Origin of the sequence: Sutterella sp. KLE1602 (genome assembly GCF_001578585.1) — a bacterium.
Taxonomy (GTDB): Bacteria; Pseudomonadota; Gammaproteobacteria; order Burkholderiales; family Burkholderiaceae_F; genus Sutterella; species Sutterella wadsworthensis_A.
In genome coordinates, this window is record NZ_KQ968554.1 from 1,293 (window position 1) to 27,778 (window position 26,486).

21 protein-coding genes and 1 tRNA gene are annotated in these 26,486 nt (G+C 63.4%); 9 read left to right on the forward strand and 13 right to left on the reverse strand.

Translation table 11 applies throughout. The annotated features are described in order from the left end of the window. The coding region (locus HMPREF3036_RS07550) for an aryl-sulfate sulfotransferase N-terminal domain-containing protein (protein ID WP_197457960.1) at positions 1-761 on the reverse strand (761 nt) is incomplete at its 3' end. Between the two features lie 140 nt (positions 762-901). Between HMPREF3036_RS07550 and HMPREF3036_RS07555 the strand changes: the two genes are divergently transcribed. Continuing rightward, positions 902-1,894: a LysR substrate-binding domain-containing protein gene (locus tag HMPREF3036_RS07555; protein WP_062333173.1), complete on the forward strand. Its 993-nt coding sequence runs from the start codon at positions 902-904 to the stop codon at positions 1,892-1,894. A gap of 117 nt (positions 1,895-2,011) precedes the next feature. Here the strand turns inward: HMPREF3036_RS07555 and leuD are convergent, their stop codons facing one another. From leuD to HMPREF3036_RS07585, 6 genes are all read right to left on the reverse strand, one after another. After that, complete coding sequence (gene leuD / locus HMPREF3036_RS07560; RefSeq protein WP_062333176.1) at positions 2,012-2,647, reverse strand: 3-isopropylmalate dehydratase small subunit; 636 nt, start codon at positions 2,645-2,647, stop codon at positions 2,012-2,014. Positions 2,648-2,661: 14 nt separating this feature from the next. Continuing rightward, the gene (gene leuC / locus HMPREF3036_RS07565) at positions 2,662-4,062 is read right to left on the reverse strand and encodes a 3-isopropylmalate dehydratase large subunit (protein WP_062333179.1); all 1,401 of its coding nucleotides are present in this window, start codon (positions 4,060-4,062) and stop codon (positions 2,662-2,664) included. A gap of 2 nt (positions 4,063-4,064) precedes the next feature. Further along, positions 4,065-5,165 carry a 3-isopropylmalate dehydrogenase gene (leuB, locus tag HMPREF3036_RS07570; protein WP_062333182.1) on the reverse strand — a complete coding sequence of 367 codons (1,101 nt, stop codon included), beginning with the start codon at positions 5,163-5,165 and terminating at the stop codon, positions 4,065-4,067. 59 nt (positions 5,166-5,224) lie between these two features. Next, complete coding sequence (gene leuA / locus HMPREF3036_RS07575; protein ID WP_062333185.1) at positions 5,225-6,811, reverse strand: 2-isopropylmalate synthase; 1,587 nt, start codon at positions 6,809-6,811, stop codon at positions 5,225-5,227. Positions 6,812-7,412: 601 nt separating this feature from the next. After that, positions 7,413-9,698: a molybdopterin-dependent oxidoreductase gene (locus tag HMPREF3036_RS07580; protein ID WP_197457961.1), complete on the reverse strand. Its 2,286-nt coding sequence runs from the start codon at positions 9,696-9,698 to the stop codon at positions 7,413-7,415. Positions 9,699-9,785: 87 nt separating this feature from the next. Further along, positions 9,786-10,586, reverse strand: coding sequence for a MetQ/NlpA family ABC transporter substrate-binding protein (locus HMPREF3036_RS07585; protein ID WP_062333190.1), 801 nt, complete (start codon positions 10,584-10,586; stop codon positions 9,786-9,788). Positions 10,587-10,939: 353 nt separating this feature from the next. Here HMPREF3036_RS07585 and HMPREF3036_RS12485 point away from each other — a divergent pair, with 353 nt between their 5' ends. Next, positions 10,940-11,071 (forward strand): hypothetical protein, encoded by a 132-nt coding sequence (locus tag HMPREF3036_RS12485; protein ID WP_255358818.1) that lies wholly within the window; start codon positions 10,940-10,942, stop codon positions 11,069-11,071. A gap of 263 nt (positions 11,072-11,334) precedes the next feature. Beyond that, on the forward strand, positions 11,335-11,634 hold the full coding sequence (locus HMPREF3036_RS07590) for a hypothetical protein (protein ID WP_062333193.1): 300 nt from the start codon (positions 11,335-11,337) through the stop codon (positions 11,632-11,634). A gap of 452 nt (positions 11,635-12,086) precedes the next feature. Here the strand turns inward: HMPREF3036_RS07590 and HMPREF3036_RS07595 are convergent, their stop codons facing one another. Then, a complete protein-coding gene (locus tag HMPREF3036_RS07595) occupies positions 12,087-13,109 on the reverse strand; it encodes a radical SAM protein (protein ID WP_062333196.1) in 1,023 nt (340 codons plus the stop codon). 272 nt (positions 13,110-13,381) lie between these two features. On the opposite strand from HMPREF3036_RS07595, the gene HMPREF3036_RS07600 reads away from it, so the two are divergent. Both HMPREF3036_RS07600 and brnQ read left to right on the forward strand, forming a co-directional pair. Next, positions 13,382-13,457 (forward strand) — tRNA-His (locus HMPREF3036_RS07600). Between the two features lie 267 nt (positions 13,458-13,724). Next, entirely contained in the window at positions 13,725-15,071 is a 1,347-nt protein-coding gene (gene brnQ / locus HMPREF3036_RS07605) for a branched-chain amino acid transport system II carrier protein (protein ID WP_062333199.1), read from the forward strand. A gap of 99 nt (positions 15,072-15,170) precedes the next feature. Here brnQ and HMPREF3036_RS07610 read toward each other — a convergent pair whose 3' ends face one another. From HMPREF3036_RS07610 to HMPREF3036_RS07620, 3 genes are all read right to left on the reverse strand, one after another. After that, positions 15,171-16,019 carry an RloB family protein gene (locus HMPREF3036_RS07610; RefSeq protein WP_062333202.1) on the reverse strand — a complete coding sequence of 283 codons (849 nt, stop codon included), beginning with the start codon at positions 16,017-16,019 and terminating at the stop codon, positions 15,171-15,173. Between the two features lie 180 nt (positions 16,020-16,199). Further along, positions 16,200-16,586, reverse strand: a complete 387-nt coding sequence (locus tag HMPREF3036_RS07615) for a (deoxy)nucleoside triphosphate pyrophosphohydrolase (protein WP_005435032.1) — start codon at positions 16,584-16,586, stop codon at positions 16,200-16,202. 69 nt (positions 16,587-16,655) lie between these two features. Beyond that, positions 16,656-19,625, reverse strand: coding sequence for a DEAD/DEAH box helicase (locus HMPREF3036_RS07620; protein ID WP_062333205.1), 2,970 nt, complete (start codon positions 19,623-19,625; stop codon positions 16,656-16,658). Positions 19,626-20,151: 526 nt separating this feature from the next. Here HMPREF3036_RS07620 and HMPREF3036_RS07625 point away from each other — a divergent pair. Beyond that, positions 20,152-21,159, forward strand: a complete 1,008-nt coding sequence (locus tag HMPREF3036_RS07625; protein WP_062333220.1) for a bile acid:sodium symporter family protein — start codon at positions 20,152-20,154, stop codon at positions 21,157-21,159. A 164-nt stretch (positions 21,160-21,323) separates the two neighbouring features. Here HMPREF3036_RS07625 and HMPREF3036_RS07630 read toward each other — a convergent pair whose 3' ends face one another. Together HMPREF3036_RS07630 and HMPREF3036_RS11905 are read right to left on the reverse strand one after the other, a co-directional pair. After that, positions 21,324-23,123: an FAD-dependent oxidoreductase gene (locus tag HMPREF3036_RS07630; RefSeq protein ID WP_062333208.1), complete on the reverse strand. Its 1,800-nt coding sequence runs from the start codon at positions 23,121-23,123 to the stop codon at positions 21,324-21,326. A gap of 78 nt (positions 23,124-23,201) precedes the next feature. Continuing rightward, the gene (locus tag HMPREF3036_RS11905) at positions 23,202-23,453 is read right to left on the reverse strand and encodes a hypothetical protein (protein WP_005435026.1); all 252 of its coding nucleotides are present in this window, start codon (positions 23,451-23,453) and stop codon (positions 23,202-23,204) included. Between the two features lie 203 nt (positions 23,454-23,656). On the opposite strand from HMPREF3036_RS11905, the gene HMPREF3036_RS07635 reads away from it, so the two are divergent. The 3 genes from HMPREF3036_RS07635 (at position 23,657) to HMPREF3036_RS07645 (ending at position 26,459) form a co-directional block, all read left to right on the forward strand. Next, positions 23,657-24,028, forward strand: a complete 372-nt coding sequence (locus HMPREF3036_RS07635; RefSeq protein ID WP_062333211.1) for a hypothetical protein — start codon at positions 23,657-23,659, stop codon at positions 24,026-24,028. Between the two features lie 134 nt (positions 24,029-24,162). Continuing rightward, positions 24,163-26,148, forward strand: a complete 1,986-nt coding sequence (locus tag HMPREF3036_RS07640) for a zinc-ribbon domain containing protein (protein WP_156469779.1) — start codon at positions 24,163-24,165, stop codon at positions 26,146-26,148. 83 nt (positions 26,149-26,231) lie between these two features. Then, on the forward strand, positions 26,232-26,459 hold the full coding sequence (locus tag HMPREF3036_RS07645) for a hypothetical protein (RefSeq protein WP_062333217.1): 228 nt from the start codon (positions 26,232-26,234) through the stop codon (positions 26,457-26,459). Positions 26,460-26,486: the final 27 nt, after the last annotated feature.

Below are 26,486 nucleotides of genomic sequence, written 5' to 3' on the forward strand. Positions count from 1 at the left end.
TACTTGACGTAGCGCTGGCCGTAGCCCCAGGTGAAGGCGCCGTCATTGTTCTGGCGGAAGCCCATCATGATGCCGGCCTTGTAGACGTTGTCCGGATCGTAGATGCGGGACGGCTCCATGTACCAGCGCAGTTCGCCCTTCGTGTCGTAGATGGCGTTCTGCGGATAGCGGTTCCATTCGAGGGCGCCGCCCATCGGGTTGTTCCAGACGACGCGCGTCGTGTTGGGCGTCGCGGCGATCATGTTGTTGATGAGGTAGAGACGGTCCTCGAACTCCTTGGACATCTTCCTGACCTTGGCCTTCGGGAAGACGGACTTCACGCCCGCATAGCCTGCCGTCGCGATGTTGGCGGGACCGGCGTAGATCTTGTAGGCTTCCTTCTCAACGCGCTCGGACTTGCCTTCGGAGGTCTTCGTATAGGAGACCTCAACGGTGTTGCGCCAGTCGGGATAGAGACCGAAGACGGGAATGCCGCCGTGCGTGCGGACCTGCGTGTCGCTCACCTTGTAGGCGATTTCCTGACCGCCTTCCTTCGGCACGATGCGGACCGACACGTCGGTCACGGTGTAGCCGCCGTTGCGGATGACGGCCGTCAGCGGAGCGATGCCGTACGGGTTGAGATTGACGGCGCCGATCTTGCCGGTCGTCGGATAGCCGACGTGAGGACCGGAGGCGCCGCCGATGGCCATGGCGGGCGTGGAGACGATCATCATGCCGGCAAGTGCGCAGGCGGTTGCGAGAGCGGATTTCTGGAAGGTCATTTTTTCTTTCCTTTGCGGTCTATGCAACAATGGGAGAACAGGCGCGGAGCGCGCCCTGCGTTGCTTGGGTCAACGCAAAAAAGTCTATCCATGCGCCTTCAATCCAACCATTCCTGTTTGCCGCAGGCAATTTGCGCAACATGACCAATCCGTTTTCCGAATATTCGCAATTCGACGCGCTGACCGTTTCGGATCTCATCTTCTTCGTCTCGCTCTTCGAATCCCGCTCGCTCAGCAACACCGCGGCCGAAGGCGGACTGAGCCTTTCGACCGCCTCGCGCACGCTCAGAAAGCTCCGCGAAACCTTCGGCGACCCGCTCTTTCTGCGCTCCTCGCCCGACTTCGTGCCGACCTCGCGCGCGACGGAGCTCTATCCGAAGGTGGCGATGCTCCTCGAAAACCTCCGCCGCCTCGAGCGTCCCGCATGCTTCGATCCCGCCACGCTCACGCGCACCTTCAGGATCGGCGTCGTCGACAATGCCGTCTGCGCCGTGATGAGCGGCGTCGTCAAGGCGTTCTTCGAGGCGGCGCCCCGGGCGTCCCTCTCCTTCAGGCAAATCACCGACAGCCTCTTTGACGACCTCGCCGACGGCACTCTCGACTGCGCGGTTTACCCCGAGACACACTCGACTCCCTCTGGCATTCAGGACCTGCTCCTCTATCCGATCAGCTACGCGCTCTGCGTTCGCAAGGGACATCCGCTGGTCGAGACCTCCCGCGAAAAGGGCGAGGTCACGCTCGACATGCTCCGCCACTGGCGCAAGATCTCGGTCACGAACCGCGGCCAGAACCGGCTTGAGGTGTACTGCATGGACGAGACGACCGTGCTCGGCGAGGCGCTTCAGGAAACCGCCGTCACGGTCCCGTACTTCCTCGCCGTCCCCTCGCTTCTCAACGCCACGGACTTCACGGCCGTCATGCCCATGCAAACGGCAAGACTCTTCGAGGAACGGGACGGCATCGTCGCCATTCCCATTCATCCCGATCCCGAAAGCGGCCGCGGCAGGGACGCCTTCAACACCCGACTCATCTGGCACGAACGCGTCGCCGACGAACCCGCCCTGCAGTGGCTGCGCGGACTCTTCGCGGTCCACGCCCACTGGGAGGATCCGAAGGCGAAGACCGGCGCATAAAAGCACGCTTCGCCTCAGGACGAAAACCAGAACGCCAGCCAGGAACAAGGACAAAAACGAAGCCGCCCCGATTCAACGCGAACCGGGGCGGCTTCCGTTCTTTCAGGCGCAGGCGCCTCAGACCGGACAGGACTTGAGGTCCTCGACATGAGGCACGAGCCAGGTGGGCTCGCGCTTCTCTCTTGCACGGATGTCGTCCTCATGCTCGAGCGTAAGCGAGACCGCGTCGAGGCCTTCGAGGAGGCACTTGCGGCGGAAAGGATCGAGCGTGAAGCGCCAGGTCCTCTCGCCCGCCGTGCAGGTCATCGTGACGAGATCGACCGTCACCTTCATGCCGGGATCGGCCTCGAGGATCCTGAAGAGCTCGTCGACCTCCTCCTCGGCGAGCTTCACCAGCACGAGCCCGTTGCCGAGCGCATTGTTGCTGAAGATGTCGGCGAAGGACGGCGCGATGATGGCGCGGATGCCGAAGTCGAGCAGCGTCCAGGGCGCGTGCTCGCGACTCGAGCCGTTGCCGAAGTTGCGGCGCGCGACGAGGATCGAGGCGCTCCTGTAGGCCGGCTTGTTGAGCACGAAGTCGGGATTCTCGATCGTCTCGGCGTCGTCAAGATAGCGGCGCTCGTGAAAGAGATGCACGCCGAAGCCCTTGCGGTCGACCGCAAGCAGGAACTGCTTCGGGATGATCTGGTCGGTGTCGACGTTGGCGGCGTCGAGCGGAGCGGCAACGCCCGTCAGAGTCGTGAACTTGTCCATTTCTGCATGCCTCCTCAAATGTAATCGCGGACGTCGGCGATGTGGCCGGCAACGGCTGCGGCGGCGGCCGATGCGGGGCTCATCAGATGGGTGCGGCTGCCGCGTCCCTGGCGGCCGACGAAGTTACGGTTGGAGGTGGAGGCGACGCGCGCCCCCTCGGCGGCGCGGTCGTCGTTCATGGCAAGGCACATCGAGCAGCCGGGAAGCCTCCATTCGAACCCTGCCTCGATGAAGATCCGGTCGAGTCCCTCGGCCTCGGCCGCGGCGCGCACGGCCATGGAGCCCGGCACGGCCAGGGCGCGAACGCCGTCGGCCACCCTGCGGCCCTTCAGTACTCTGGCCGCCTCGCGGAAGTCCTCGAGACGTCCGTTCGTGCACGAGCCGATGAAGACCGTGTCCACCTTTGCGTCGGTGACGGGCGCACCCGGCTCGACGCCGATGTAGGCGAGCGCGGCTTCGGCGCCCGCACGCTCGACGGGATCGGCCATTTCGGCGGGAACGGGCACCCTGCCCGTCACGGGCATGGCCTGTCCCGGATTCGTGCCCCAGGTCACGTGCGGCTCAAGGCTCGAACAGTCGATGTGAACCTCCTTGTCGAAGACGGCGTCGTCGTCCGAGCGCAGCGTGCGCCAGTACTCGACGGCGGCGTCCCAGGCCTCGCCCTTCGGAGCGAAGGGACGGCCCTTCAGATAAGCGAACGTCGTCTCGTCGGGAGCGATCATGCCCACCTTGGCGCCCACCTCGATGGCCATGTTGGAGAGTGTCATGCGTCCTTCCATCGAGAGCGCCTCGACGCCCGTGCCCGCGAATTCGATCGCATAGCCCGTGCCGCCTGCGGTCGTGATCCTTGCGGCGATCGCGAGGATCAGGTCCTTGGCGTAGACGCCCTTCGGGAGGACGCCGTCGCAGACGATGCGCATCGTCTTAAAGCGCTGCTGCTTGAGGGTCTGGGTCGCCATCACGTGCTCGACCTCGGACGTGCCGATGCCGAACGCGAGTGCCCCGAAGGCGCCGTGCGTGGCCGTGTGGCTGTCGCCGCACACGAGCGTAGTGCCCGGCAGCGTGAAGCCCGTCTGCGGACCCACGATGTGCACGATGCCCTGGCCGGGATGGCCCAGGCCGAAGAGCGTCACGCCGAACTCGCGGCAGTTGCGGATCAGGGTCGTCACCTGCTCGCGCGCCATAGGACTGCAGACGTCAAGCGTCGCCTTCTGCGTCGAGATGTCGTGGTCCATCGTCGCGAGCATCAGGTCGGGACGGCGTAGCTTCCTGCCCGCCTCCCTCAGGCCCGAGAAGGCCTGCGGAGAGGTGACCTCATGGAGCAGATGGCGGTCGATGTAGAGGAGCGGCAGTTCGCCCGACAGCTCGTTGACGACGTGGGCGTCGTAGACCTTTTCGTAGAGCGTCCTTCCCATGATCAGGCCTCCTCGACGGCGCGGGCGACGGCGTCGCCCATGGCGGCGGTGCCGACGACCGTGGCGCCCGGCATGGCCGAGGCCAGGTCGCCCGTGATGACGCCGGACTTCAGGACCTTCGCGACGGCGGCCTCGATGCAGGCGGCGGCCTCGGATTCGCCGAGGGAATGGCGCAGCATCATGGCGGCCGAGAGGATCTGGGCGATCGGATTGGCGATGCCCTTGCCCGCGATGTCGGGCGCGGAGCCGCCCGCGGGCTCGTAGAGGCCGAAGCCCGAGCCGCCGAGCGAAGCCGACGGGAGCATGCCCATCGAGCCCGTCACCATGGCGCATTCGTCGGAGAGGATGTCGCCGAACATGTTGGAGCAAAGCACGACGTCGAACTGCGAGGGCGCCTTGAGGAGCTGCATCGTGGCGTTGTCGACGTACATGTGCTCGAGAGTCACGTCGGGATTGTCGGCCGCGACCTCCTCGACGGTCTCACGCCAGAGGCGGGACGTGGCGAGGACGTTGGCCTTGTCGACGGACGTCACGCGGCCGCGGCGGTGGCGGGCGATCTCGAAGGCGAGCTTCGCGATGCGCCTCACTTCGGCGCGGGTATAGGTTTCGGTGTCGAACGCACGTTCGGCCTCGCCCTCGCCTTCACGCCCCTTCGGACGACCGAAGTAGATGCCGCCCGTGAGCTCGCGCACACAGACCATGTCGAAGCCTTTTTCGGCGATGTCGCGGCGCAGGGGCGAGAGGCCCTCGAGGCCTTCGTAGAAGCGGGCCGGACGCAGGTTGCAGAAGAGTTCGTAGCGCTTTCTCAGGGGGAGCAGCGCGCCCACTTCGGGGCGGGACTCGTGCGGGAGCGCGTCCCACTTCGGGCCGCCCACGGAGCCGAACAGAATGGCGTCGGCCCTGTCGCAGGCCTCGACGGTTTCGTCGGGCAGCGGCCTGCCGCAGGCGTCGATGGCGGCGCCGCCGACCAGGCGCTCGTCGCGGGTGACCGTGAAGCCGAATTTCTTCGCCGCTGCGTCCATGACCTTCAGCGCCTCGGCCATGACTTCGGGGCCGATGCCGTCGCCGGCGAGGACGGCGACGTGATGCGTGCGTGTCTGCATGATGCTTGTCTCTTTTGATGCTGTCGTTGAGTTTTGGGGTTGACCTTGATGCCGATGAATCAGGGCAGGTGCTGCGGCACGTCCGCGTCCTTCTCATGGCGGCGCGTCTCGCGGATGCGGTTCGCGCGGTCGATGTTGTTGCTGGCGTGGATCAGGGCAAGCGCGGCGGCCTCGAGAATGTCGACCGACATGCCGATGCCGTGGAAGATGCGGCCCTCGTGCCTCACGTTGACGTCGACCTGGCCGAGTGCGTCCATGCCTGCGCCGTTGGCGGAGATCGTGAAGCTCGTGAGTTCGCAGCGGATGCCGGTGAGGCGCGTGATGCAGTTGTAGACCGCGTCGACGGGACCGTTGCCAATCGAGGAGTCGCTGCGGGTGCGCTTGCCGACGCGCAGGCGAACGGAGGCGGTCGGGATCGAGTGCGAACCGCCCGTCATCACGCTCAGGGCATCGAGCTCGAACGTGTTCTCCTCCTCTTCGAGCGTGGAGCAGAAGAGGAGCGCCTCGAGGTCGTAGTCAAAGACCTGGCCCTTCTTGTCGGCAAGCTTCAGGAAGCGCGCGTAGATTTCGTTTAGATCGTATTCATCGTCCTTGTAGCCCATGTTGGCGAGCGAGGCGCGGATCATGTGGCGGCCCGAGCGCGCCGTCATGCGCATCGTGTTGCCCGTGAAGCCCACGCTCTCGGGCGTGAGGATCTCGTAGGTCTCGCGGTTCTTGAGGACGCCGTCCTGATGAATGCCCGACGAGTGCGCGAAGGCGTTGGAGCCCACGATCGCCTTGTGCGCGGGCACGGGCTCGCTGCAGATTTTGGAGACGAGGCCCGAGGTGCGGGCGATCTGCTTCGGGTTGATGCCCGTGTAGAGACCGCCGAGCGACTTCTCGCGCAGCTTGATCGCCATGGCGACCTCCTCGAGCGAGCAGTTGCCCGCACGCTCGCCCAGACCGTTCATGCAGCACTCGATCTGGCGCGCGCCGTGCTGAATGGCGGTGATCGAGTTGGCCGTGGCCATGCCGAGGTCGTTGTGGCAGTGCACCGAAATGATCGCCCTGTCGATATTGGGCACGCGGTTGAAAAGCGTCGTGATGATGCCGCCGAACTCCTCGGGCACCGTGTAGCCCACGGTGTCGGGAATGTTGACGGTCGTGGCGCCCGCATCGATCGCGGCCTCCACCATGCGGCAGAGATGGTCGATCGGCGTGCGGCCCGCGTCCTCGCAGGAAAATTCGACATCGTCCGTGTAGTTGCGGGCGCGCCTCACGGCCTCAACGCCCATCTCGAGGATCCTGTCGAAGTCCTTTCGCAGCTTGTCCCTTACGTGAATGTCGGACGTGGCAATGAAGGTGTGGATGCGGAATCGCTCGGCCGCCTTGAGCGCCTCGGCACAGGCGTCGATGTCGCCCGCCACGGCGCGGGAGAGGCCGCAGGGCACCGCACGCTTGAGAACGGAGGCGATGCTGCGCACGCTCTCGAAGTCGCCGCGGGAGGATACGGGAAAGCCCGTCTCGATCACGTCGACCCCGAGCTGCTCGAGGGCGAGTGCGATCTGCATCTTCTCGCGTGCGGAGAGGCTCTGAGGCAGGGCCTGCTCGCCGTCGCGGAGCGTGGTGTCGAAAAGGATGATGCGCTTGGGATCCGTGTAGATCATGAGGTCGGCTCTTTGTCGTTGTGCGTTGAACTGGGTTCGAAGCCCCGGACCGCATCTTCACAATGCGCGTCACGAAGGGCGGCAAGACAACTTTATGTCTTCGCAAAACCGACGTCAATTGCAAAAACCTAAAAAATCACATGGTTATTGCCAAGTCGTTGATTTTAATGAGAAATGAATTTGTGCTTAGGGAATTTCACCTAGTTTGATTTTCTGCAAAAAGTGACGCTTTTGCAAGACAGCAAAAATGCAGGAAGGCATGTTTTTGCAAAAATCCGCCGTCGCGAAAGGCACGGTTCTGAAGGAGAGGAGAGAGAGAGAGAGAGAGAGAGAGAGAGGAAGGAAGGAAGGAAGGAAGGAAGGAAGCGCACCCGAACTTGAACCCGGGGCCCTTGGAGGTCCGGGCGGCGAACGGGCGGCGAACAGAGCGTTGATCACCGTGATCAACGAGATGCTCGCCGCGAACGGAGACGGGGTCGGGCGAAATGCCCGCCGTCGAGCAGCGCCGGCGAAACGCCGGCGACGAACCTTCGGGTGCGCGTCCGTTGTTTGGATGCTAGCACGGCTCCTGAAAACACGCGTCCCCCTCACGGGCGGGCGGTCAGAGGCGCTCGAGCCTCACGTCGTAGGCTGCGGCGTTGTTGCCTCGGCTCCAGCCCGAGGTGGGCAGGTCGGGGACGAGCACGTTGGCGGCGCCGTGGCGGCAGTCGAGCCTCACACCGCCGTCCTCCCGCTCGCCCGCCTCCGTCGTCTCGGCCCATGCGCCGTGATGGAGCGCGAGCACGCCGGGGCGCACCCTGTCGGTGACGACCGCGGCCGCGCGCACCGAGCCTCTCGGCGTCGAAAGCCTCACGGCGTCGCCCGTCGAGATGCCGAGCCTCGCCGCATCGTCCTCATTGATCCAGCACGGCTCGCACCCGTCCGTGTTGTGCGCCCTGCGCGTCACGGCGTCGAGCTGGCTGTGAAGCCGCCAGGCGGACTTCGGACTCACGAGCCTGTATTCGCCCGGCTTCGAGGGCTCGCCGAGATAGGCGGGATGTCCGGGACAGTCCTCGAGCCCCGCCTCGGCGACGCGCTTCGACGCGAGCATGATCCTGCCCGATTCCGTCGCGAGCGGCACGCCTTCGGGATCGGCCGCAAAGCGCTCAAGCGCCGTGGGCCCCGGGACGGCCTCGGGAAAGAACACGATGCCCTTCTTCACGAACGCATCCCAGTCGGGAAGCTCAAGCCCCGCCGCAGCCTCGCGGCGCACGGCCTCCTCATAGAGGCGCCTCTGCCAGCCCTGCTCGTCCAACCCTTCCGTGAAGACGCCCTCAAGACCGAGCTTCGCGGCAAGACGCCTGAAGATCTCGTAGTCGGAAAGCACATTTCCCTTGGGCTCGAACACCTGCGAGCTTCTCACGATCCCACGCACGGCATAGCCGCCGATCCCCGCAATGTCGCTTCTTTCCAGCGGATGCGAGGCGGGAAGCAATATGTCGGCATATTTCGTTGTCGCCGTTTCGAAGACGTCGCAGGCGATGACGGCGTCGGGCCGTCTGAAGCCCGCGGCGAGGCGTCCCGTGTCGGGATGGTGCGCGAAGGGATTGCCGCCCGCCCAGAAGACGAGGCGAATGTCGGGGTATTCGAGCTCGATGCCGCCGCAGCGGATGCGCTTTCCCGGATTCAGGAGCACGTCGGCAACGGCGGCGACGGGAAGCGGCTTCGGGAGCCGCTCGGGATGCGTGACGGGACCGACGGGCGCCACGTTGACGGGAAGGCCCGGAAGGCCCCTGCCCGCCGACGCGCCCGCGCCGCCCGAAGAGTAGTGGTAGCGCGTGCCGATGCCCGTACCTCGTCCGCCGATCTGGCCGAGCGCTGCGGCGAGCGCCCAGACGGCCCAGACCGTCGACTCGCCGTAGCGGGCCCTCTGGGGCCCCCAGCCGAGCATGATCATCGTCCGGTGCGCCGCAAGCTCCTCAGCGAAATCCCTGATCGTCTTCTCGTCGAGCCCGCAGATGCCGGCCGCCCAGGCGGCGTCGCGGACGACGCCGTCAAGACGTCCGTTGAGGCAGGCCTCGAGCGTTTCGAAGCCCGTCGTGCGGGTGTCGAGAAAATGACGGTCGGCCCTGCCCGTCGCCAGAAGCGTGTGCACGAGGCCGAGCGCGAACGCGGCGTCCGTCCCGGGAAGCGGCGCGATCCAGCGCCCGCCCGTGACGTCGAGCGTCTCGGGCTTCACGGGATTGACGGCGACGACCTCGAGTCCCTCCTTCGTTCTCATCGCCTCGAAGACCTTCGCCGTGTCGTGCAGCGTCGTGGTCCAGGCGATGTCGTTCGTGACGACCGGATCCGCACCCCAGAGAATGACGCGCTCGGCATGCTCGAGCACCTCGGCCGCAGGCGGCACGTCGGGGTCTCCGCTTCCTGCGATCACCTTCTGTATGGCGGCGATGGCGGCCGTGGAGTAGGAGTTGAAGGTCTGCACGAATCCGCCCTTGAGCATCAGCAGCCTTCTCAGGAGTCCGATCGGATTGTTGACCTCGCCCGTGTTCTTCCAGCCGTAGGACCGGCCCCAGACGGCCGAGGGTCCGTGGTCCGCATACGTCCTCTCGATCGCGCGGGCGGCAAGCTCGAGCGCCTCCTCCCATTCGACCTCGACGAAGGCCTCCCTGCCGCGGCCCTCACGGGTCAGGGCGGGATCGCGTCCCTCGCGGCAGGCCCTGAGATAGCCTTCACGGACCTTCGGAGCGAGAAGGCGTTCGGCGCCATCACGCCCCGCCAGATAGTCGGCCATGCGTTCCGAGGGCCTCATGTCCTCGACGATCGGAACGAGCGCGGGACGGCCGTCCGTCATGCGGACGCGGGCGACACCCCAGTGGGCGGCGACGAGCTTGTCGGTACGGGTCATGATCATTCTCCAGATCGACGCAAAGGCCGGCACGGGTCGAACCCGGACCGGCCTTGCCTTGCATTTCACTTCAGACTAACGCAATTTTCAGAAGACGGGAAGGACGCCGCCCTGATACTTCTCCTCGATGAACTTCTTCACTTCAGGAGAGGTGATCGCCTTCTTGAGCTTCTGGAAGGCCTCCTTCTTGTCGTCCCCTTCGCGGATCGCGACGACGTTGCCGAAGGGCGAACTCTTTTCCTCCAGCGCAATGGCGTTCTTCGCCGGGTTGAAGCCCGCTTCGAGCGCGTAATTGGCGTTGATGACGGCGGCCGTCACGTCGTCGAGGGCGCGCGGCAGAAGAGCGGGCTCAAGCTCGACGAACTTCAGCTTCTTCGGGTTCGAGACGATGTCGTCGATGCCGGAAAGGAGTGTCGCGCCGTCCTTGAGCTTGATGAGGCCCGCGTGCTCGAGCACCTTGAGTGCACGCCCCTCGTTCGTCGGGTCGGACGGCACGGCCACCTTGGCGCCTGCCGGAATGTCGGCGAGTCTCTTCACCTTCTTGGAGTAGAGGGCCATCGGCTCGAGATGCACGGAGACGAGGATGTGCAGGTTGAGGCCGCGGGACTTGACCATTTCCTCCAGATACGGAATCGTCTGGAAATAGTTGGCGTCAAGTTCGCCCGCATCGAGCGCGAGGTTCGGCTGGATGTAGTCGTTGAATTCCACCACCTCGAGCTTGACGCCTTCCTTCTCAAGCGTCGGCTTGATGAAGTTGACGATGTCGGCGTGCGGCACGGGCGTGACGCCGATGCGAAGCGTCGTGTCGGCGAGGGCGCTGCCGGAAATGCCGGACAGGGCAATGGCGGACACGAGAGCGATGGGTGCGAAAAGTCGGGAGAGATTCATTTGTGTTCTCCGGATGTTGATTGCGGAAAAAGTTTTTTGGGATTGTCGGACGGGGACGTTGTCCGTCCGTTTCGCAGAAACATCAGAGCAGTCCGTGCGGCCGAGGATGCCGCATCAGGCCGAAGAGGATTCGGATGACTGTTCTGGAGAAGGTCGCCTTTGACGAGAACCCCTCGGGTTCGTCTGAAGGCGAGCCCGGACCTGCCGGGCGTTTCCGTTTCGGTCAACTCTCAGAAGACCGTGATTGAACTCTAGCAGAAGCCTTTCGAAGCGTCATGTGAAAGTGAGCGAACCTTGAGGTATTACATCGCGACCTTGGAAAAATGTCTTAGAGCCCGGACTGACGGCCCTTGGTGCGTCACGCGCTTTTCGCCCAAGCCCACTGCATGGGTGGCGTCCACGGCACCGTCCGCCTCGGCTCCAACACCCTCACGATCTGCATCATCAACGGGATGATCGCCGCCCGGAAGGTTGCGAGCCGCTGAGGCACGACGTACCGAGCATCAGCTCAACTGCCTGAGTGCCGGCCGGAACACGCACGCCGTTCAGCTTATACTGCAAAACATCTCCCGCGAAAAGCCCTCGAAAACCCTGCATTTCCACCTCTTCTTCGCCGATCGTCACCCATTCTTTTGTATCGACATATCAATCTTTTGAGCCAAGTCATGTCATTTACACTCAATTGAGCAGATACTTAAAGCACATGTCCGAAATATTCGACGCAACTTTCCGACCAAGGAGAATTGAAATGACGACAGTTGACACGATCGCACAGGCGATCAAGGAAAAGAAGGCCCTGGAATTTGCATACCACGGCTTTGAACGCGTGGTCGTCCCCTATGCCTGCGGCCTTACGCCCACCAACGAAATCAAGATGATCGGCTTCCAGATCGGCGGCGGCAGCAATTCCGGCGTGACCGAAAAACTCCGTTTCTACACTGCGGCCGACATCGCAGGCGTCGCCTTCTCCGACGCAGCCTATCGCGAAGCCACTGAAGAAGACAAGGCCGTCTTCGCACAGCTTTCCAAGATCTACGAACAGATCTGATCTGATCTGATCTGCAAAAGCAGCCTAATGACTGAAGCCCGGAAGCGCAAGAGCCGTCCGGGCTTTGTGGTTTTCAGGAGTTGCGCCCGCCGGACTGATGCAGGCGGGCAGAGTGCATCAGAACAACCGAGCCACTCCAGAATTGGATAGAAACTCCGCAGTTTTCAGCCCCTCTTTCAAGAGAAAAGAATTCGATCCCACAAAAAATAACAGCCAAAGCCTGTTACAGGGAAAGGTCAGGGACCCAGGAAGAGCTTGACTCACAGGAAATTTTCCCTGTCACCGGGACCTGCCGTGCAGAGGTGCCGGTGCATGAACACAGGCGAAGGGCTCCTTCGGGAGAACCTGTCCGGCGAAGCAAAACATCTGCGAAGAAAGGCGAATGCCATCCTCAATTCCCAGAGAAGAAAAGGCCGCCCACAGGCGGCCTCTGAAACCGAAGCAACGGACCGTCAGGCCTGCTCCTTCCTGATGCCGATGACTCGTGCGCGGAGCTGTCCGCAGCCGCCCTCGATGTCCTGAGCCGCACTGTCGCGAAGGGTCGCGACGGTACCTCGTCTGCGCAGGATCGTGATGAGGTCCTGCATGTGGGCCGACTCGGGCCTCCTGAAGCCCGAGCCCTCGACGGGATTGACGGCGATGAAGTTCACCATGGCGTAGCGTCCCTCGATGAGATCGGCCAGACGCTCGACCTGCTCGGGCGCGTCGTTGATGCCCGCCATCAGCGTCCACTCGATCTGGGCGGGATATCCCGTCTCATCGGCGTAGTCGAGTGTTCTCTCGAGGAGGGTCTCGACGGGAATGTCCTTCGAGTTGGTGAGGAGCTTCCTGCGCAGCGCGTTGTCCGTGGTGTGGAGGCTGAGCGCGAGCGCGGGACGCACGGAGAGCGCGGGCAGGCGATCGAAGAGCCTGTGGTCGCCCACGGTCGAGACCACGATGTCCTTGTGCGCGAGTCCGCACACGTTGCCGAAGAACTCCACCGCCTCGCAGACGGCGTCGAGGTTGTGGCTCGGTTCGCCCATGCCCATCAGGACGATCTTCCTGACGTCGCTGCGCACCCGCCTGGCCTCGCAGTACTGCGCGACGATCTCGGCGCTCGAGAGCTGGCGCACGAGGCCGCCCTTGCCCGTCATGCAGAAGACGCACCCGACGGCGCAGCCCACCTGAGTAGAGACGCACAGTCCCTGCCTGGGCAGCAGCACCGACTCGACGCACTCGCCGTCCTCAAGCCCGAGAATGAGCTTGACGGTCTCGGCCTCGGCGCTTCGAACGGGCAGCGCATGCGTGAGGCGGTCAAGACGCTCCCTGATGTCGGGCAGCGCCTCGGCCACGGCCTTCGGAAAGCTCTCGCCCTTTCTGGCCTCCCACGGGGCAAGCCCCGCCCAGGCAAGAAAGATGCGCCGAACGTGCTGGGGCTTCGCGCCCAGCGCCTGCCACTCGGCGGCGAGTTCGCTCAGATGAGGACCTCGGGCCATGGATTCTCCTTTTATATATGGGATGGTGAACGGAAAGCCGTGATTTTAGCCCATGCGCCCGCCGCCTTCAGCGGATCCGCACGGGTGCGTGCAAAACGGTCGCCTACCCGCATTTGTTACAAAACCACGAAATTCAATGTGCCGCAGTCACGTGCAACACCGTATACCGTGTTTATGGTATTTTCAATCCGCACCCCTTGCAAAACCCGAAACTTCCTGTACAATTCAAGTCTCTCGAGAACGACATGCTCTTGAGAAAACAAAAAAGACTGGTGGGAATAGCTCAGTTGGTAGAGTCCCGGATTGTGATTCCGGTTGTCGTGGGTTCGAGTCCCATTTCCCACCCCAGATTCTTGAGTCCCTGCAGATGCAAGTCTGCAGGGACTTTTCTTTTGTCCGCTTTCTCCTCCCTTCCGCCTTTGCATCCTGCTTCCAGGGACTTCCTCCTCGTGCTGCGGCGAAACCGCGCCCCTCAACGCTTTCCCCGATTTCAGCCTCATCCGCCCTGTGCTATTGTTCGTGATCTCCGCAAAAGCCGTCCGAAAGAGGCCGGCTGCGGTCAGGCGCGCGATCGAGAGGACGCGCGCGCAGACAGACACACAATCACAGCACACTATGAAAAGCTTCACTCTCAAGGAGCGCTGCCTCATCGGCCTCACGCTCTTCTCGATGTTCTTCGGCGCGGGCAATCTGATCTTCCCGCCGTTCCTCGGCGCCCTTGCGGGCGACGCAACCCTGCCCGCCATGTCGGGCTTTGCCGTCACGGCCGTGCTCTTCCCGATTCTCGGCGTGGCCGCCGTCGCGCGCTCGGGCGGCCTCACGGCGCTCGGCAACCGCGTCCACCCGGCCTTCGCCTTCCTCTTCACGCTTCTGATCTACCTCTCGATCGGTCCCTGCCTCGCCATTCCCCGTACGGCGGGCACGTCCTTCGAGATGGCGATTGCGCCACTCTTCGCAGGTGAAGGCGCGCTCTCGGGCACCATCATGGGCTTCGAGGCCCATGCCGTCGCCCAGGCCGCCTACTCCGTCTTCTTCTTCCTGCTCGCCTTCACGATCGCACTCAACCCCGAAAAGCTCACGCAGCGCCTCGGCAAGATCCTCTCGCCCACGCTGCTCACGCTCATCGCGGTGCTCTTCATCGCCGCCATCGTGCATCCGCTCGGCGAGTACGGCGCCGTGCGCGCCCCCTATGACGCGGCGCCGTTCGTCCGCGGCTTCATCGAGGGCTATCAGACGATGGACACGCTCGCGGCCCTCAACTTCGGCCTCATCATCGCGATGAACATCCGCGCGCTCGGCGTCACGAAGGACTCGGGCGTTGTCCGCGAGACGATCTTCGCGGGCTTCGTCGCGGGCTTTCTGCTCATCACGGTCTATGCCGCGCTTGCGCACATCGGCGCCGAAGCGGGCGGTGCGGGCCTTACGGGCGAAAACGGCGCCCAGACCCTCACGGGCGTCGTGATCCAGCAGTTCGGCCACGCCGGCCTCTTCATCCTCGGCGCGATCTTCTTCATCGCCTGCCTCAACACCTGCGTGGGCCTGCTCTCCTGCTGCTCGAACTACTTCCGCGACACGTTCCCGGTTCTCGGCTACCGCGGCTGGCTCACGGTCTTCGCCGTGACGAGCACGATCATCGCCAACGCCGGCCTCACCGCGATCCTGAAGTTCTCGGTCCCCGTCCTCGTCGCGATCTATCCGCTTGCGCTCGTGCTCATCATCCTCGCCTTCCTGCACCCGTTCATCGAAAAGCACCGCTTCGCCTACCCGATGACGATGCTCTTCACGGGCGCCGCCGCCATCACGGCGGGCTTCGGCCAGGCAGGCTTCAAGCTGCCGGTCCTCGCCGACTTCTTCGCCGCCATGCCGTTCGCGGCCGAAGGCCTTGACTGGATGCTTCCCGCCGCCGTCGGCCTCGTCGTCGGCATCGCACTGAGCCTCGTGACGCCGAAGAAGGCCGCCTGACGGCCTCCCCTCTGAAGTCACTCAAAATCAGGGCGCCTTCGCGAATTCCATGGATTCCGAAGGCGCCTTTCATTTGACCGTTCACTTCACGGAACACCCTCAGGCGCAACACTGCGGCATCCTCGTGACGCCTGACGCGCGGGGATTCTTCGGTGCAGCCGGCCTGGCCTTCTGCCGAACGCAGGTGCCCGAAGAACGACCGCCGGCCTTCGCCAGGCACCTCGAAGCAAGTTCTAACGCCTGGCGGCACGCAACATCGACGATCGTGGTGCCCGCAAGAGAGCAGAGCCGCTCGAGGAGTTCAGGCAGTCGCGAACCATGACCGTACTCGGGATCCACGCCTCCAAGCGTGCGCCACAGAGCGGTTCCCAAGAACGGGAAAAGCTGCTCGAACACGCCCGCCTTGTTCTTGCCGTAACCGGGCATGTGCTTCTTCAGGCGCTTGAGCACGGCCTCGGGATGAGCAACACGTTCCAGAAACTCCATCGTCATCCGGACGCTTCTGTCCGGAGCCACCTGCTTCCCCTGCACCTGCCGCTTCGCAACGGACCAACCCTGCGCCAGAGGAAGATCATCCTGAAAATCATCGAAGTGAAGAAGCAGCCAGTACTCGAAGCACGGCTTCGTGGCCGCAAGATGTATGCAGGGATGCTGCTTCACAAGCTCGAACGCCTCGTGAAAGCCTTCATGGCGGTCGCGATCAAAGACCAGCCAGCACTCGGGAGAGGCGGCGGACGCCTTCGAAACGCCGGGCACTTGCCGGCATATCCACTCGATCGCCCGTGCGGGATTCTTCACGGGACAGACGGAGATGACCGCCTTTTTTCCGGAAAGGCCGATCAGCCTGCAGAAGTCCTGCAAATAGAGCACCTCAGTCTCGCCTTCGCAGAAGACATGGATCCTGCCGGGCCCCGGAACCCGGTCATGCGGGAGATTTGACATCGTCATGAGAATCTCCTTCAGGCAGTCGCAAATGACCGGCTCACGCCTGATCGTACTCGAGCGCAGCGAAAAAGCCCCTCTCCCCGAAGCACTCTTTTGTGACGAATGTTCACGCGGCGCATCCGCCGTCGAAAAAGGCCCGCCTCGAAACCGAAGCGGGCCCTTCTTCTCCCTTCGAGACCTTTGTCAGAGCAGCGTCTTGAGCTTCTCGACGACCTCCACGTCGGCAGGCAGCCAGTCGACGCTGTCGAGCTCGTCGGGCGAGAGCCACTTCGCCGCCTCATGTTCGACGAGACAGATCTCTCCCTTCACGATGGACGAAAGGAAGCAGTGCATCGTGAGGTGAAACTTCGGATAGTCGCACTCGACCGTCGTCACGAGGGTCTTGGGTGCAATCGTCACCTTGAGCTCCTCCTCGATCTCGCGCACGATGGCGGCCTCGGGCGTTTCGCCGGGCTCCATCTTGCCGCCGGGAAACTCCCACCCGTCCTTGAAGTCGCCGTACCCGCGCTGGGTGGCGAGAATCCTGCCTTCATGCTCGATGATGGCCGCGACCACTTCGATCGTCTTCATTCATACTCCTTGCTGTTTTGAATTGAGCTTTTGTCGGCTTCGTGCCGCCGTGCCGCGCGCCTTCGGATTCTAATCCTCGGCCATCGTCACGTAGGCGTAGATGTCGGAACGCACGGGCACGTCGAGTCTGTAATCGATCTCGAAGGCGCGGTCGCCCGTTGCGGGAAGCGTCACGGGCACGGGCTCGCCCTGCGCCTCAACCTCCCCGAGGAAGTAGAAGGCCTTCGCCTCACCCTTGTCCTCCTTGTTGCGGCGCACGAAGAGAAGGATCCTGTTGTCCTTGTCCTCGGGCGTGCGCTTATAGATGTGGTCCGCGTCGGCCGACGTTGTCCTGCGCTTCGTCTTCGAGAGCGCCACGATGTGCGACGGCGAGACGAAGCGGTCCTCGTAAGCGATCGCGCCTTCGGCCTTGTGGTAGTTGACGAAGACGGGCATCGTCTTCGTCGTCTTCTCGTAGAAGTACCCGCCGATGTTCTGGGCGTTCATGTTGGTCGGCCAGTTGAGCAGCCTGCAGACGTCCTCGTACGTATATTTTTCGTAGAGAACGAGGTCGGTGCCCGCGTAGCGCTTCGAGAACCTGGCCTCGTAGCGCGAGACCATGAAGCCCGCGAGCTCCGCGAGCATCGTGCGGAACTCCGCGCTTCGGCCGAGCTCCTCGCAAAGTTCCGCGGCCATGCGCCATCCGAGCGCGGCGTCGTACTCGACAAAGACCATCCCGGCGCGCTGCTTCGCTTCGTCGGCGGTCTTCACGAAGCGGTTCGAAAGAAAGCCGAAGACGCTCGAGAGATGCGCGGCCGAGGGCTCGATCCCGTAGCGGGCGAGTCCCTCGCGAAGTCCCGTCTCAAGGTCCGGCCTGCCCGCGAGCAGGTCCCTGATGACAATCGCCTCGGAAACGCGCCTGCCCGCGCCCGCCTTCACGGACAGGAAGGCGAGCATGCCTGCGGCGCGCGTCGAGAGCCTAGTCGTGAAGGACTTCTCGTACTTTTCGAGAAAGGCGTAGTAGGAGCCGAACTTCTCGAAGAACTTGACGGCATCGATCGAGCCGAACCTGTCGAAGTCGAGAAGCCCCGGAATGCGGCCGAGCTTGGCCTTGAGCTGCTCGTAACTCGTACGGATGAGCTTCGTGTCGCTCACGCTCGCGCGGTCGATCGACTCGTAGATGCGCTTGCGCACGATCGGATCGAAGTGCACGCTCGAGGCTCCCGGAATCTGCCTCAGATCGACGGCGAGCGCGCGGCGCATGTTGTCCTTGTTGTACGAGCGGTCGTCGGCGAGCGCCACCGGAATCAGAAAGTTCGACTGGTAGTTCCCGATGAAGTCGAGAATGACCACGAATTCCTTGTCGGGTGCCTTGCGAAGGCCTCGGCCGAGCTGCTGCACGAAGACGATCGCGCTCTGCGTCGGACGCAGCATGATGACCTGGTTGACTTCGGGAATGTCGACGCCCTCGGCGAAGATGTCGACCGTGAAGATGTAGTCGAGCCTGTTGTCGCCCACGCCGTGCAAGAGGCGGTAGATCGCCTCCTCGCGCAGGCTCTGCTCATCATTGCCCGTGAGCGCGACCGTCATGAGGCCGCGTTCGTTGAAGAGCTTCGAAAGCTCGATGCACTCCATCGTGCTCGAACAGAAGACAAGGCCCTTGACGCGCGGGCCGCTCCAGCCGAAGTACTGCGCGCGGTCGAGGATGTTCGAGACGCGCTCCTCGGCCGTCAGAAGCCTGAAGTCGGAGAGGTCCTCGAGCATCATGCCGCCCACCGTAACGTCCTTCACGCCGAAATAGTGGAACGGACAGAGAAGGTCCTCCTCGAGCGCCGTGCTCAGGCGGATCTCGTAGGCGATGTTGTGGTCGAAGAGCGCGTAGATGTCCGCGCCGTCGGGCCTGTCGGGACTTGCCGTCATGCCGAACCAGAGCTTCGGCTCGAAGTGCGCCATGATCTTCCTGTAGCTCTCGGCCGCCGCGCGGTGCACCTCGTCGATGATGATCACGTCGAAGGCCTTCGGATCCAGCGCGCCGAGCACGCGTTCTCGCGCGAGCGTCTGCATGGTCGCGAAGACGCAGTCCGCGCCCGCCTCGTTCTGCCCGCCGCCGAGAAGCCCGAAGGTGAGCTCTTCTTCGCCCAGGACTCGCCTGAAGCTTGCCATCGCCTGTCTCGCGATCTGCTCGCGGTGCACGACGAAGAGCATCCTGCGGGGCTTGAGCTCACGCACGGCGAAGGCCGCGGCATAGGTCTTGCCCGTGCCCGTGGCGGAAATGAGCAGCGCGCGGCGCTCGCCCGAACCCGCGATCCTGAGAAGATTCTCGACGAAGGCGCGCTGCATCGAGTTGGGCTCGGGACGCACGGGCGAAACGGGAAGCGGCAGGCGCCTCATCACCTCGATCTGGGCCGCCATGTGCGCCCTGCGCTCGGCCTCGTAGGCGTCGATCACCTCATGGAGGGGACGGCTGAGCGGATGGTCCCAGAGCGCCCTGAATTCGGCCTGAAGCGCCCTTGCAAAGGCACCCGTCTGCTTCGAGACGAGCCTTGCGTTCCACTCACGGTTCGTCGCGAGCGCCGTGCCCGTCAGGTTCGAGCTTCCGATCAGGAAGCGGCAGACGTCGCCCGAATTAAAAATGTATCCCTTCGTGTGAAAGCCTCGGTTTCCCTCGGTTCTGTAGAGCCTCACCTCGATGTTGGAAATGCTCGCGAGCTTACGCATGGCGGCGGGATCCGAAAAGCCGAGATAGTCCGTCGTCAGCACGCGTCCCGGCACGCCTCGTTCGCGCAGCTCCTCGAAGATGGGCAGAAGCGGCTCGATGCCGCTCATCGTCACGAAGGCGACACTGATGTCGAAGCTCGTGCATCGCGCGAGTTCGTCCTCGATCACGGTGAGGACCTTGATCCTGCGGTCGGGGTCGTTGATGACGAATTCCGGCCGGAGTCCGGCCTCCTCCCCGTCGGTCTCTCCCGTGAGGAAGGCCGAGCGGAGCTGCGCCTCAAGACAGGCGTCCGTCGTCATGCCGGCGGGAAGGCCGGCGGAAATGGGCATGGTCTCGTTCATGCCAGGATTCTAGCAGCCGCTGCGCCCGCCAAAACGCCTCGATGCGCCTGCGGCGCAGGCCCGGGCCTCCGAATCAGGGCAGTCTGCCGGTCCCGGCCCAGGAGAGAGGCGAAGTCGGGCAAATAGGGGTTTTCCCGGAACACGCGTCAAATCGACATCCGCGTGGTCCTGACCAAGCCTTTGCGGAACAGGAACGGTGCGAGGCCCTGACTTTCCACACGCTTCCGATGATTCCGAATCATCTAGGCAAACCTCCCTAAGAGAATCGTCCGAGGCACCTTGCGTGCAGTCACTACTCCCCCGCTTTCCCTGTGTCCTAGGCAATTCGCCCTAGAGACGGCGGATTTTCCTTCGGATAAATTGGAATCATCCCGACGCCCACAACCTTTTTTCCACCCGCGGCGCCGGGATCACCACGGAAGCCGGACCGTGCAAGCGGTCCGGAAGGAAACCATGAAATCCTTTTTTCACCCCTTCGCCACATGGAGCGGCCTGACCGAATAAGTCGGAGCCGACGCAAATCATGATGAAAGTCCTCGCAAAAATGAGCCAGTTCGTTAACAAGACGTTCGCCCTCTGGGTCGTCATTTTCGGCATTGCCGGCTTCGTTTTTCCGGAGATTTTCAAGCAGATTGGTCCCTGGATCGCTCCTCTGCTCGGCGTGGTGATGTTCGGCATGGGCCTCACGCTCTCGCCCTCGGACTTCCGTGAAATCTTCCGCCGTCCCCGCGACGTCTTCCTCGGCATCCTCGCCCAGTTCACGATCATGCCCGGTGGCGCGTTCCTGCTCTGCTATGCGCTGGATCTGCCGCCCGACGTCGCCGTCGGCCTGATGCTTCTGGGTTGCTGTCCGGGCGGCACGGCGTCCAACGTCGTGACCTTCCTTGCCCGCGGCGACGTCGCCCTCTCGGTCACCATCACGTCCTGCACGACGCTCCTCGCCCCCGTCATGACGCCCGCGCTGATGTATCTCTTCGCCAGCCAGTGGCTTGCGATCGATCCGACCGCGATGTTCATGTCGATCGTCCAGATCATCCTTCTTCCGATCGCCGCCGGCGTGTTCGTCCACAAGCTCCTCGGCGCCCGCATCGACACTGCCGTCGCCGCCCTGCCGCTCGTCTCGGTCCTCGCCATCGTGCTGATCGCCGCTGCCGTCACCGCCGCGTCCCGTCAGCAGCTGATGAACACCGGCCTTCTGGTCTTCGTCGCAGTCGTCCTGCACAACGCCCTCGGCATGCTCTTCGGCTTCCTCGTCGCCAAGTGGTCCGGCATGAACCTCGCCAAATGCAAGTGCATGGCCTTCGAGGTCGGCATGCAGAACTCGGGCCTCGGCGTCGCCCTCGCCTCCGTTCACTTCGCAGCCAATCCGATGACCGCACTCCCCGCCGCCATCGCCGCCCTTTGGCACAACGTGGCCGGCCCGATGCTCGCCACCGTGTTCCAGAACTGGCGTGACGACGACGAAAAGGCCTCCTTCTTCGACCGCATGGAAGCGGCCTGCAAGACGCCCGCCAAGGCTGCCGCCGCCGAATAACAAGGCTCGAATCCACCACTTCCCAAAGGCCGCGACGATTTCTGGTTTCCCGTCGCGGCCTTTGTGCATCCGCCGAAAACACCGCGGGCCGCTCATCCGAACAGGATGAACGGCCCTCATGGCCTTCATGATGCCGCCCGACGCACGGGCGGCTCCTTCACGACTTACTTGCCGACGGCCGTTTCAGCCGCGATGACGCCCGAGACTATGGCCCAGGAGTTCATCATGGCGGTCATGGAGTCCGCGCCGTTGGCGCCGCCCACGACGCAGCCAGCACCGAAGAGACCCGGAATCGGCTTGCCGCTCTTGTCAAGGATGCGCAGGCCTTCGCCCGCACGCAGGCCGCCGAGCGTCGTCTGATAGCGGACCTTCTGCTCGACGATGTAGTACGGACCTTCACCGATGCCGCCCGTGATCTGACGGCCGAAGGCGGTGTCCTTGCCCTGCTTAACCATCCTGTTCCAGTCGCGCACCGTAGCCTCTAGCCCCTTGGCGTCGACGCCCATCACGCCCGCAGCTTCGGAGAGCGTGTCCGCAACGGCCATGACGGGACGGCCGTTGTTGACGATCTTCGTCCACTTCATGAGCGCAGCTTCGTCGGGAACGAGCTTGTCCTCAAGCGACTTCGCAACGTATTCCTTCCAGGCCTTCGCATCCATCACGATGTAGGCGATGTGGCCGGGCTGAGCCACCGTCGTGTCGGTGAGTTCGCCCAGGGAGGCGCGCTCGTTCACATAGCGACGGCCGTCGCGGTTGACGTAGATGGCGCCCGACTTCTTCATCGTGTCGGTCGAGCTCGCGGTGGCCGCAAGACCATGGCCCGGCACCGTCTCGACGCCCTGCGGGTACATCTTGACGAGGTCCATGTTGATCGTGTCGGCGCCGATCGCCGTGGCCATCCTGTAGCCGTCGCCCGTTTCGCTGTCAAGGCCGTAGAAGACGTAGTTGCTCATCTCCTTCGGGAGCATGCTCTTCACTGCGCCGTAGCCGCCCGAGGCGAGAATCACGGACTTGGACGTCAGCTCGACGGTGTTGCCCTGCGCATCCTTGGCGCGCACGCCCACGACGCGGCCCGCGTCGTCACGAAGAAGCTCTTCGGCGCGCGTCTCAAGCATGAGCTTTCCGCCCATGTCGAGGAACTTTCCCTTCATCAGGTTTAGGTAGTTGACCGATCGGCCCTGAACGCCGAGCTGGCGGTTGGCCGAATGGTCGGGATACTGCGTTGCCGCGGGACCGTACGGGATCTTCAGGTCGTAGACGAGCCAGTCCACGACGCCGCCCACGCGTTCGGTCACCTGCTTGACAAGAACCGGATCATTGCGGTTCTTGCCGACGCGGAAGATGTCCTTCGTGGCAAGCTCGGGCGAGTCCTTCGTCTCGTGCATGGCCTCGCGCTGGAAGCGGGAGCCCGTGGCGATCAGCGTGCCCGCGTTGAGCGCCGTAGCGCCACCAATCACCGGCATCTTTTCAATGAGGATCACCTTGGCGCCGAGCGTTTCGGCACGAACGGCGGCGGAGATGCCCGCGCCGCCCGCACCGACCACGACCACGTCGGCCTTTTCCTTGATGAGTCTGGCGGCAGCCTTCTTCGTCACGACAGCCGTCGCGAACGCGGCGGGATCGCCGCCCGCCTTCCTGATGGCGTCGGCCACGGCGGTGCGGATGCCCTCGCTCGTGAGCGTGGCGCCGGAGACGGCGTCAACCTTGAGGCTCTGGGCGTCGACGATGCGCGCAGGCATCTGCTTGACGGCCGCGTCCGAAATGCCGACCGTCTCGACATGCTTCACAACGCGAACGGCGGAAAGCTTTCCTGCGTCAACCTTGACCTCGACGGTCAGCTCGCCGTTCCTGCCCTGCCCGACGCCCGTGTATGTGCCGTCCGTCATGGACGGGGCAGTGGACGCACAGCCGAAGACCGCGGAAATGGCCGCGATCGATGCCAGAAGCTTGAAGGACTTCATCATGTTCTCCTCTTTGGTCTTGTGGGGCGGTGCCGCCTGAGCGGCACAACATCCCGAGTCTAGAACGACAGGAACATGATGTCACGAGGCAAAACCCGAAAACCTGCGTAAAGGCGCGCAGGGACTTCGTCTTCGGGCAAAGGAAGCGCCTGATCTTGAAATGTTGAGTCGCCCGAATGTCGCGCAGCTCTTTTTGCCGAGCTCGTTGCGGTCTTCCTTCGACACGCCGAACAAAAGCGCGAGATCCACCTCGAAGTCCTCGATGCGCCGCTGACGGCAGCGATCGGAAAAATGCCTGGTTCTTCCGGAAAAACAATGCGGCGTGCAGTTCATGGTTGGTCTCCTCATGACGGGTTGTTCATGCCCTCATGTTAAATCACGGGGAGATCGGCTCCGAAACCGCAAATTTGCGGCCTGATGTCCTCAGATCGAACGCCCCGCCCGCACCTGCAACCGCAAATTTGCGCTTTCTCCGAGCACCTGCCTCCGATCTTAAAGTGAGACTTGCCAGACAACCGCTCACAAAGGAGGACATCATGAGCCGCTCGCACCACATCGCCAAAATCACCTCCGGCGCCGCCATCGAACACGTCCGCAGCTACCTTCTGTCTGAAGCCGCCAGGCTCGGCCTCGGCGAGGAAGTTGACGCCGCCGACTGCAGGAAGCTTCTCGCGCTTCTTCAGGACATGCGCAGGTCGCTCGAAACGCTTGAGCGCCGCGGCGGTCTTGTTGTCGTCTCGTCGACCCAGACCCTCATCACGACCTATCGCTGCGAAGGCTACCGCCCGCAGCGAAAGCCCCACAGATGCAGTCCCCATCTTTCCATGTCGGAGAGAGGCTTCATCAAGGAGCGGGGCCTCATGCACGCCGACGGCACCATGCCCGCGCCTCCCATGCGCCTCTGGTAAGACGAGGCCGGGAAAAGGCAAATTTGCGAAATTCCGGCTCCGTCCCATGCGCCTTCACAAGGAACATGCATCCCGCCGCAAAGGCTCCGCCTTCTGCGGCGGACAACAAATCCTTCCAACCCGAGAAAAAAGCCATGACCATGCAGAGCCTCAGCACGACCACCACCGAACTCAAGCCCGTTGAACTCCAGTCCTACCTTGACGAAGGCTGGAGGATCTTCGTCGATACATGCTCCTTCATGTCCTCCGGGTGCGAGCCGTTCTTCACCCGAAGCGCCGCAGCCTTAAGGGACGCAGGCGTGAGCATCCACTGTCCGAAGGAGGTGCGAAGAGAGCTTGAGAAGAATCTTTCCTCCCCGAAGGAGCAGACGCGCCAGCTTGCCATGCGCGGTCTGGCCGCCTACGACGCTCTGGACAAGCTTGACGTCCTGCGCGAGATCGACTGTCCGGGCTCGCAGGAAAACGTTTTTGCCGACCCCGTCTTCGCGAAGATCTTTGACGAGCAGCGCGCCGAGCACAAGCTTCTTCTCATCACCCAGGACAGAAGGCTCGCCGCCGGCCTCTACAGCCGCAATCAGGACGAGTTCATGCACTTTCATCCGGTGCACGTGCTTCGCCTGCTCTCCCGCGGCGACCTCGGCTTTCTCAACCACCCGCAGACTCAGGAGCTTATGTTTCCGCCGAATATGAACGATTTTTCCCGTCAGTCCGTACCAATGATCCGCGCCCATCTCGTCTCGTCCGAGGCGGTTCCGCCCGCAGGAAGGTCGGTCCCGCGCACCGTCTCCGCAGGCCGCACCGGCGAGGGCGGCGAAGGCATCGTCTACGACGCAGGCAACGGCATGGTCGCCAAGATCTACCATGCCGACAAGTGCACGACCCGCCGGGAGGCGAAGGTCCGCCTTCTCGCCTCGCGTCCGATCCGCCTCAAGGGCGTGTGCGCGCCGCAGCGCATGCTCTTTTCCAACGGCTTCTTCGCGGGCTGCCTGATGCCCGAAGCGAAGGGCTTCGGACTCGAGGGACCGCTCGACAAATGCTTTGCGGGCTGGAGCCGCGCCGACCTCGTGCAGCTCGCCGTCACGATCCTCAAGACGATCGGGAGCCTGCACAGGCTCAACGTGCTCGTGGGCGACGTCAACCTCAGCAACATCAGGATCGTCTCGCCCGACGAAGCGTATCTCGTCGACTGCGACAGCGTTCAGGTCGCCAACCTTCCCTGTCCCGTCGGACATGAGATGTACACGGCGCCCGAAATCCGCGGACGCGACTTCAGCACGTTCCTGCGCTCGAAGAGCAGCGAAAACCATGCCGTCGCGGCCCTGATCTTCATGCTCCTCATGCCTGACGAGGACCTCGACGAGAGCGGAAAGTACAGGCTCGGCGCACGGAGGATCTCCTCGGATCCGTTCCTTCTCGACTATCCCGGCTTCCACCGGGGCGAGCCGCTCACGCTTTGCCGCAGGGCCCGCATCTGGAGCCATCTGCCCGACGACCTGAAGTCGGCGTTCGGAAGAACCTTCGACAGCAGAGGGAGCCTCCATGCCGAGGCCGACCGCCTTGGCGTTGCGGGATGGATCCTCCGCCTCAACGCCTATCGCGAGCGTCTTCTCGACGGCACGCTTCTCGCGGACGACCCGCTTGCCAACGAGATCTATCCGAAGACGGGCAGGAAGATCCTGCCTCCCGCACGCCCCGCCTGCGTCGTCTGCGGCAGGCCGCACGACGAGACCGACGGCAGGAACGGCGTCTGCAGCGCCTGCATTTCGATCGCCGAGCGCGTGCTCGCCAGAACGACGGTCCGCGCCGCAGGCACTCCCGCACTTTCCGCTCCGAAGACAGAGCCGAAGGCGTCCGGGCCCGAGACCGCAGCAAGCGAAGACAAGCCTTCCGACACCGCGTACGAACGCACGTGCGTTGACTGCGGGTCGCTCTTTCGCATTACGAAGGGCGAGGCTGAACATCTGCGAAACCTCGGCTACAGGCTGCCCGCGCGCTGCAAGGCATGCCGCGCCGAGCGCCGCGCCAGAAAGAAGGCGATCGAACGCAGGTCCGACGAGGACGGCAGCATCCTCGACGAAATCCTCAACGGGGTTCGCGACCTCATCAAGCCGCTCGCCTGAGAGAGGGAGGTCGTCCTGCGGCTCCGCTGCAGGCTGCTATACTTTCCGGCACCATCTCCTTCACCACAAGGTCCTTCGGCGCCATGCAGTTTCTCGAATACATGCTTCGATCAGGCAGGCTGCAGCCCGTCTCCTGCAGAAAGTATGCGGGCGCACTCTACGGCACGCTCTCCCGCATGGCCGAAATGCCGCTCTCCGAAATCGAGTCGGCTCATGAGTTCGAGCAGATTGCGGAAGGCCTCAGGCAGCTCGACGCCTTCTCGCAGCTCAACAAGACCAGCAACCACATGTACAGCAGTGCTCTCAATTGAAGCTCCCCTGTCTGAAGACAGAGGATT

Coding starts and splice junctions, on each gene's coding strand:
- HMPREF3036_RS07555 (WP_062333173.1), top strand. CDS start 902: ATGACCAATCCGTTTTCCGAATATTCGCAATTCGACGCGCTGACCGTT.
- leuD (WP_062333176.1), bottom strand. CDS start 2,647: ATGGACAAGTTCACGACTCTGACGGGCGTTGCCGCTCCGCTCGACGCC.
- leuC (WP_062333179.1), bottom strand. CDS start 4,062: ATGGGAAGGACGCTCTACGAAAAGGTCTACGACGCCCACGTCGTCAAC.
- leuB (WP_062333182.1), bottom strand. CDS start 5,165: ATGCAGACACGCACGCATCACGTCGCCGTCCTCGCCGGCGACGGCATC.
- leuA (WP_062333185.1), bottom strand. CDS start 6,811: ATGATCTACACGGATCCCAAGCGCATCATCCTTTTCGACACCACGCTC.
- HMPREF3036_RS07580 (WP_197457961.1), bottom strand. CDS start 9,698: ATGACCCGTACCGACAAGCTCGTCGCCGCCCACTGGGGTGTCGCCCGC.
- HMPREF3036_RS07585 (WP_062333190.1), bottom strand. CDS start 10,586: ATGAATCTCTCCCGACTTTTCGCACCCATCGCTCTCGTGTCCGCCATT.
- HMPREF3036_RS07590 (WP_062333193.1), top strand. CDS start 11,335: ATGACGACAGTTGACACGATCGCACAGGCGATCAAGGAAAAGAAGGCC.
- HMPREF3036_RS07595 (WP_062333196.1), bottom strand. CDS start 13,109: ATGGCCCGAGGTCCTCATCTGAGCGAACTCGCCGCCGAGTGGCAGGCG.
- brnQ (WP_062333199.1), top strand. CDS start 13,725: ATGAAAAGCTTCACTCTCAAGGAGCGCTGCCTCATCGGCCTCACGCTC.
- HMPREF3036_RS07610 (WP_062333202.1), bottom strand. CDS start 16,019: ATGACGATGTCAAATCTCCCGCATGACCGGGTTCCGGGGCCCGGCAGG.
- HMPREF3036_RS07615 (WP_005435032.1), bottom strand. CDS start 16,586: ATGAAGACGATCGAAGTGGTCGCGGCCATCATCGAGCATGAAGGCAGG.
- HMPREF3036_RS07620 (WP_062333205.1), bottom strand. CDS start 19,625: ATGAACGAGACCATGCCCATTTCCGCCGGCCTTCCCGCCGGCATGACG.
- HMPREF3036_RS07625 (WP_062333220.1), top strand. CDS start 20,152: ATGAAAGTCCTCGCAAAAATGAGCCAGTTCGTTAACAAGACGTTCGCC.
- HMPREF3036_RS07630 (WP_062333208.1), bottom strand. CDS start 23,123: ATGATGAAGTCCTTCAAGCTTCTGGCATCGATCGCGGCCATTTCCGCG.
- HMPREF3036_RS11905 (WP_005435026.1), bottom strand. CDS start 23,453: ATGAACTGCACGCCGCATTGTTTTTCCGGAAGAACCAGGCATTTTTCC.
- HMPREF3036_RS07635 (WP_062333211.1), top strand. CDS start 23,657: ATGAGCCGCTCGCACCACATCGCCAAAATCACCTCCGGCGCCGCCATC.
- HMPREF3036_RS07640 (WP_156469779.1), top strand. CDS start 24,163: ATGACCATGCAGAGCCTCAGCACGACCACCACCGAACTCAAGCCCGTT.
- HMPREF3036_RS07645 (WP_062333217.1), top strand. CDS start 26,232: ATGCAGTTTCTCGAATACATGCTTCGATCAGGCAGGCTGCAGCCCGTC.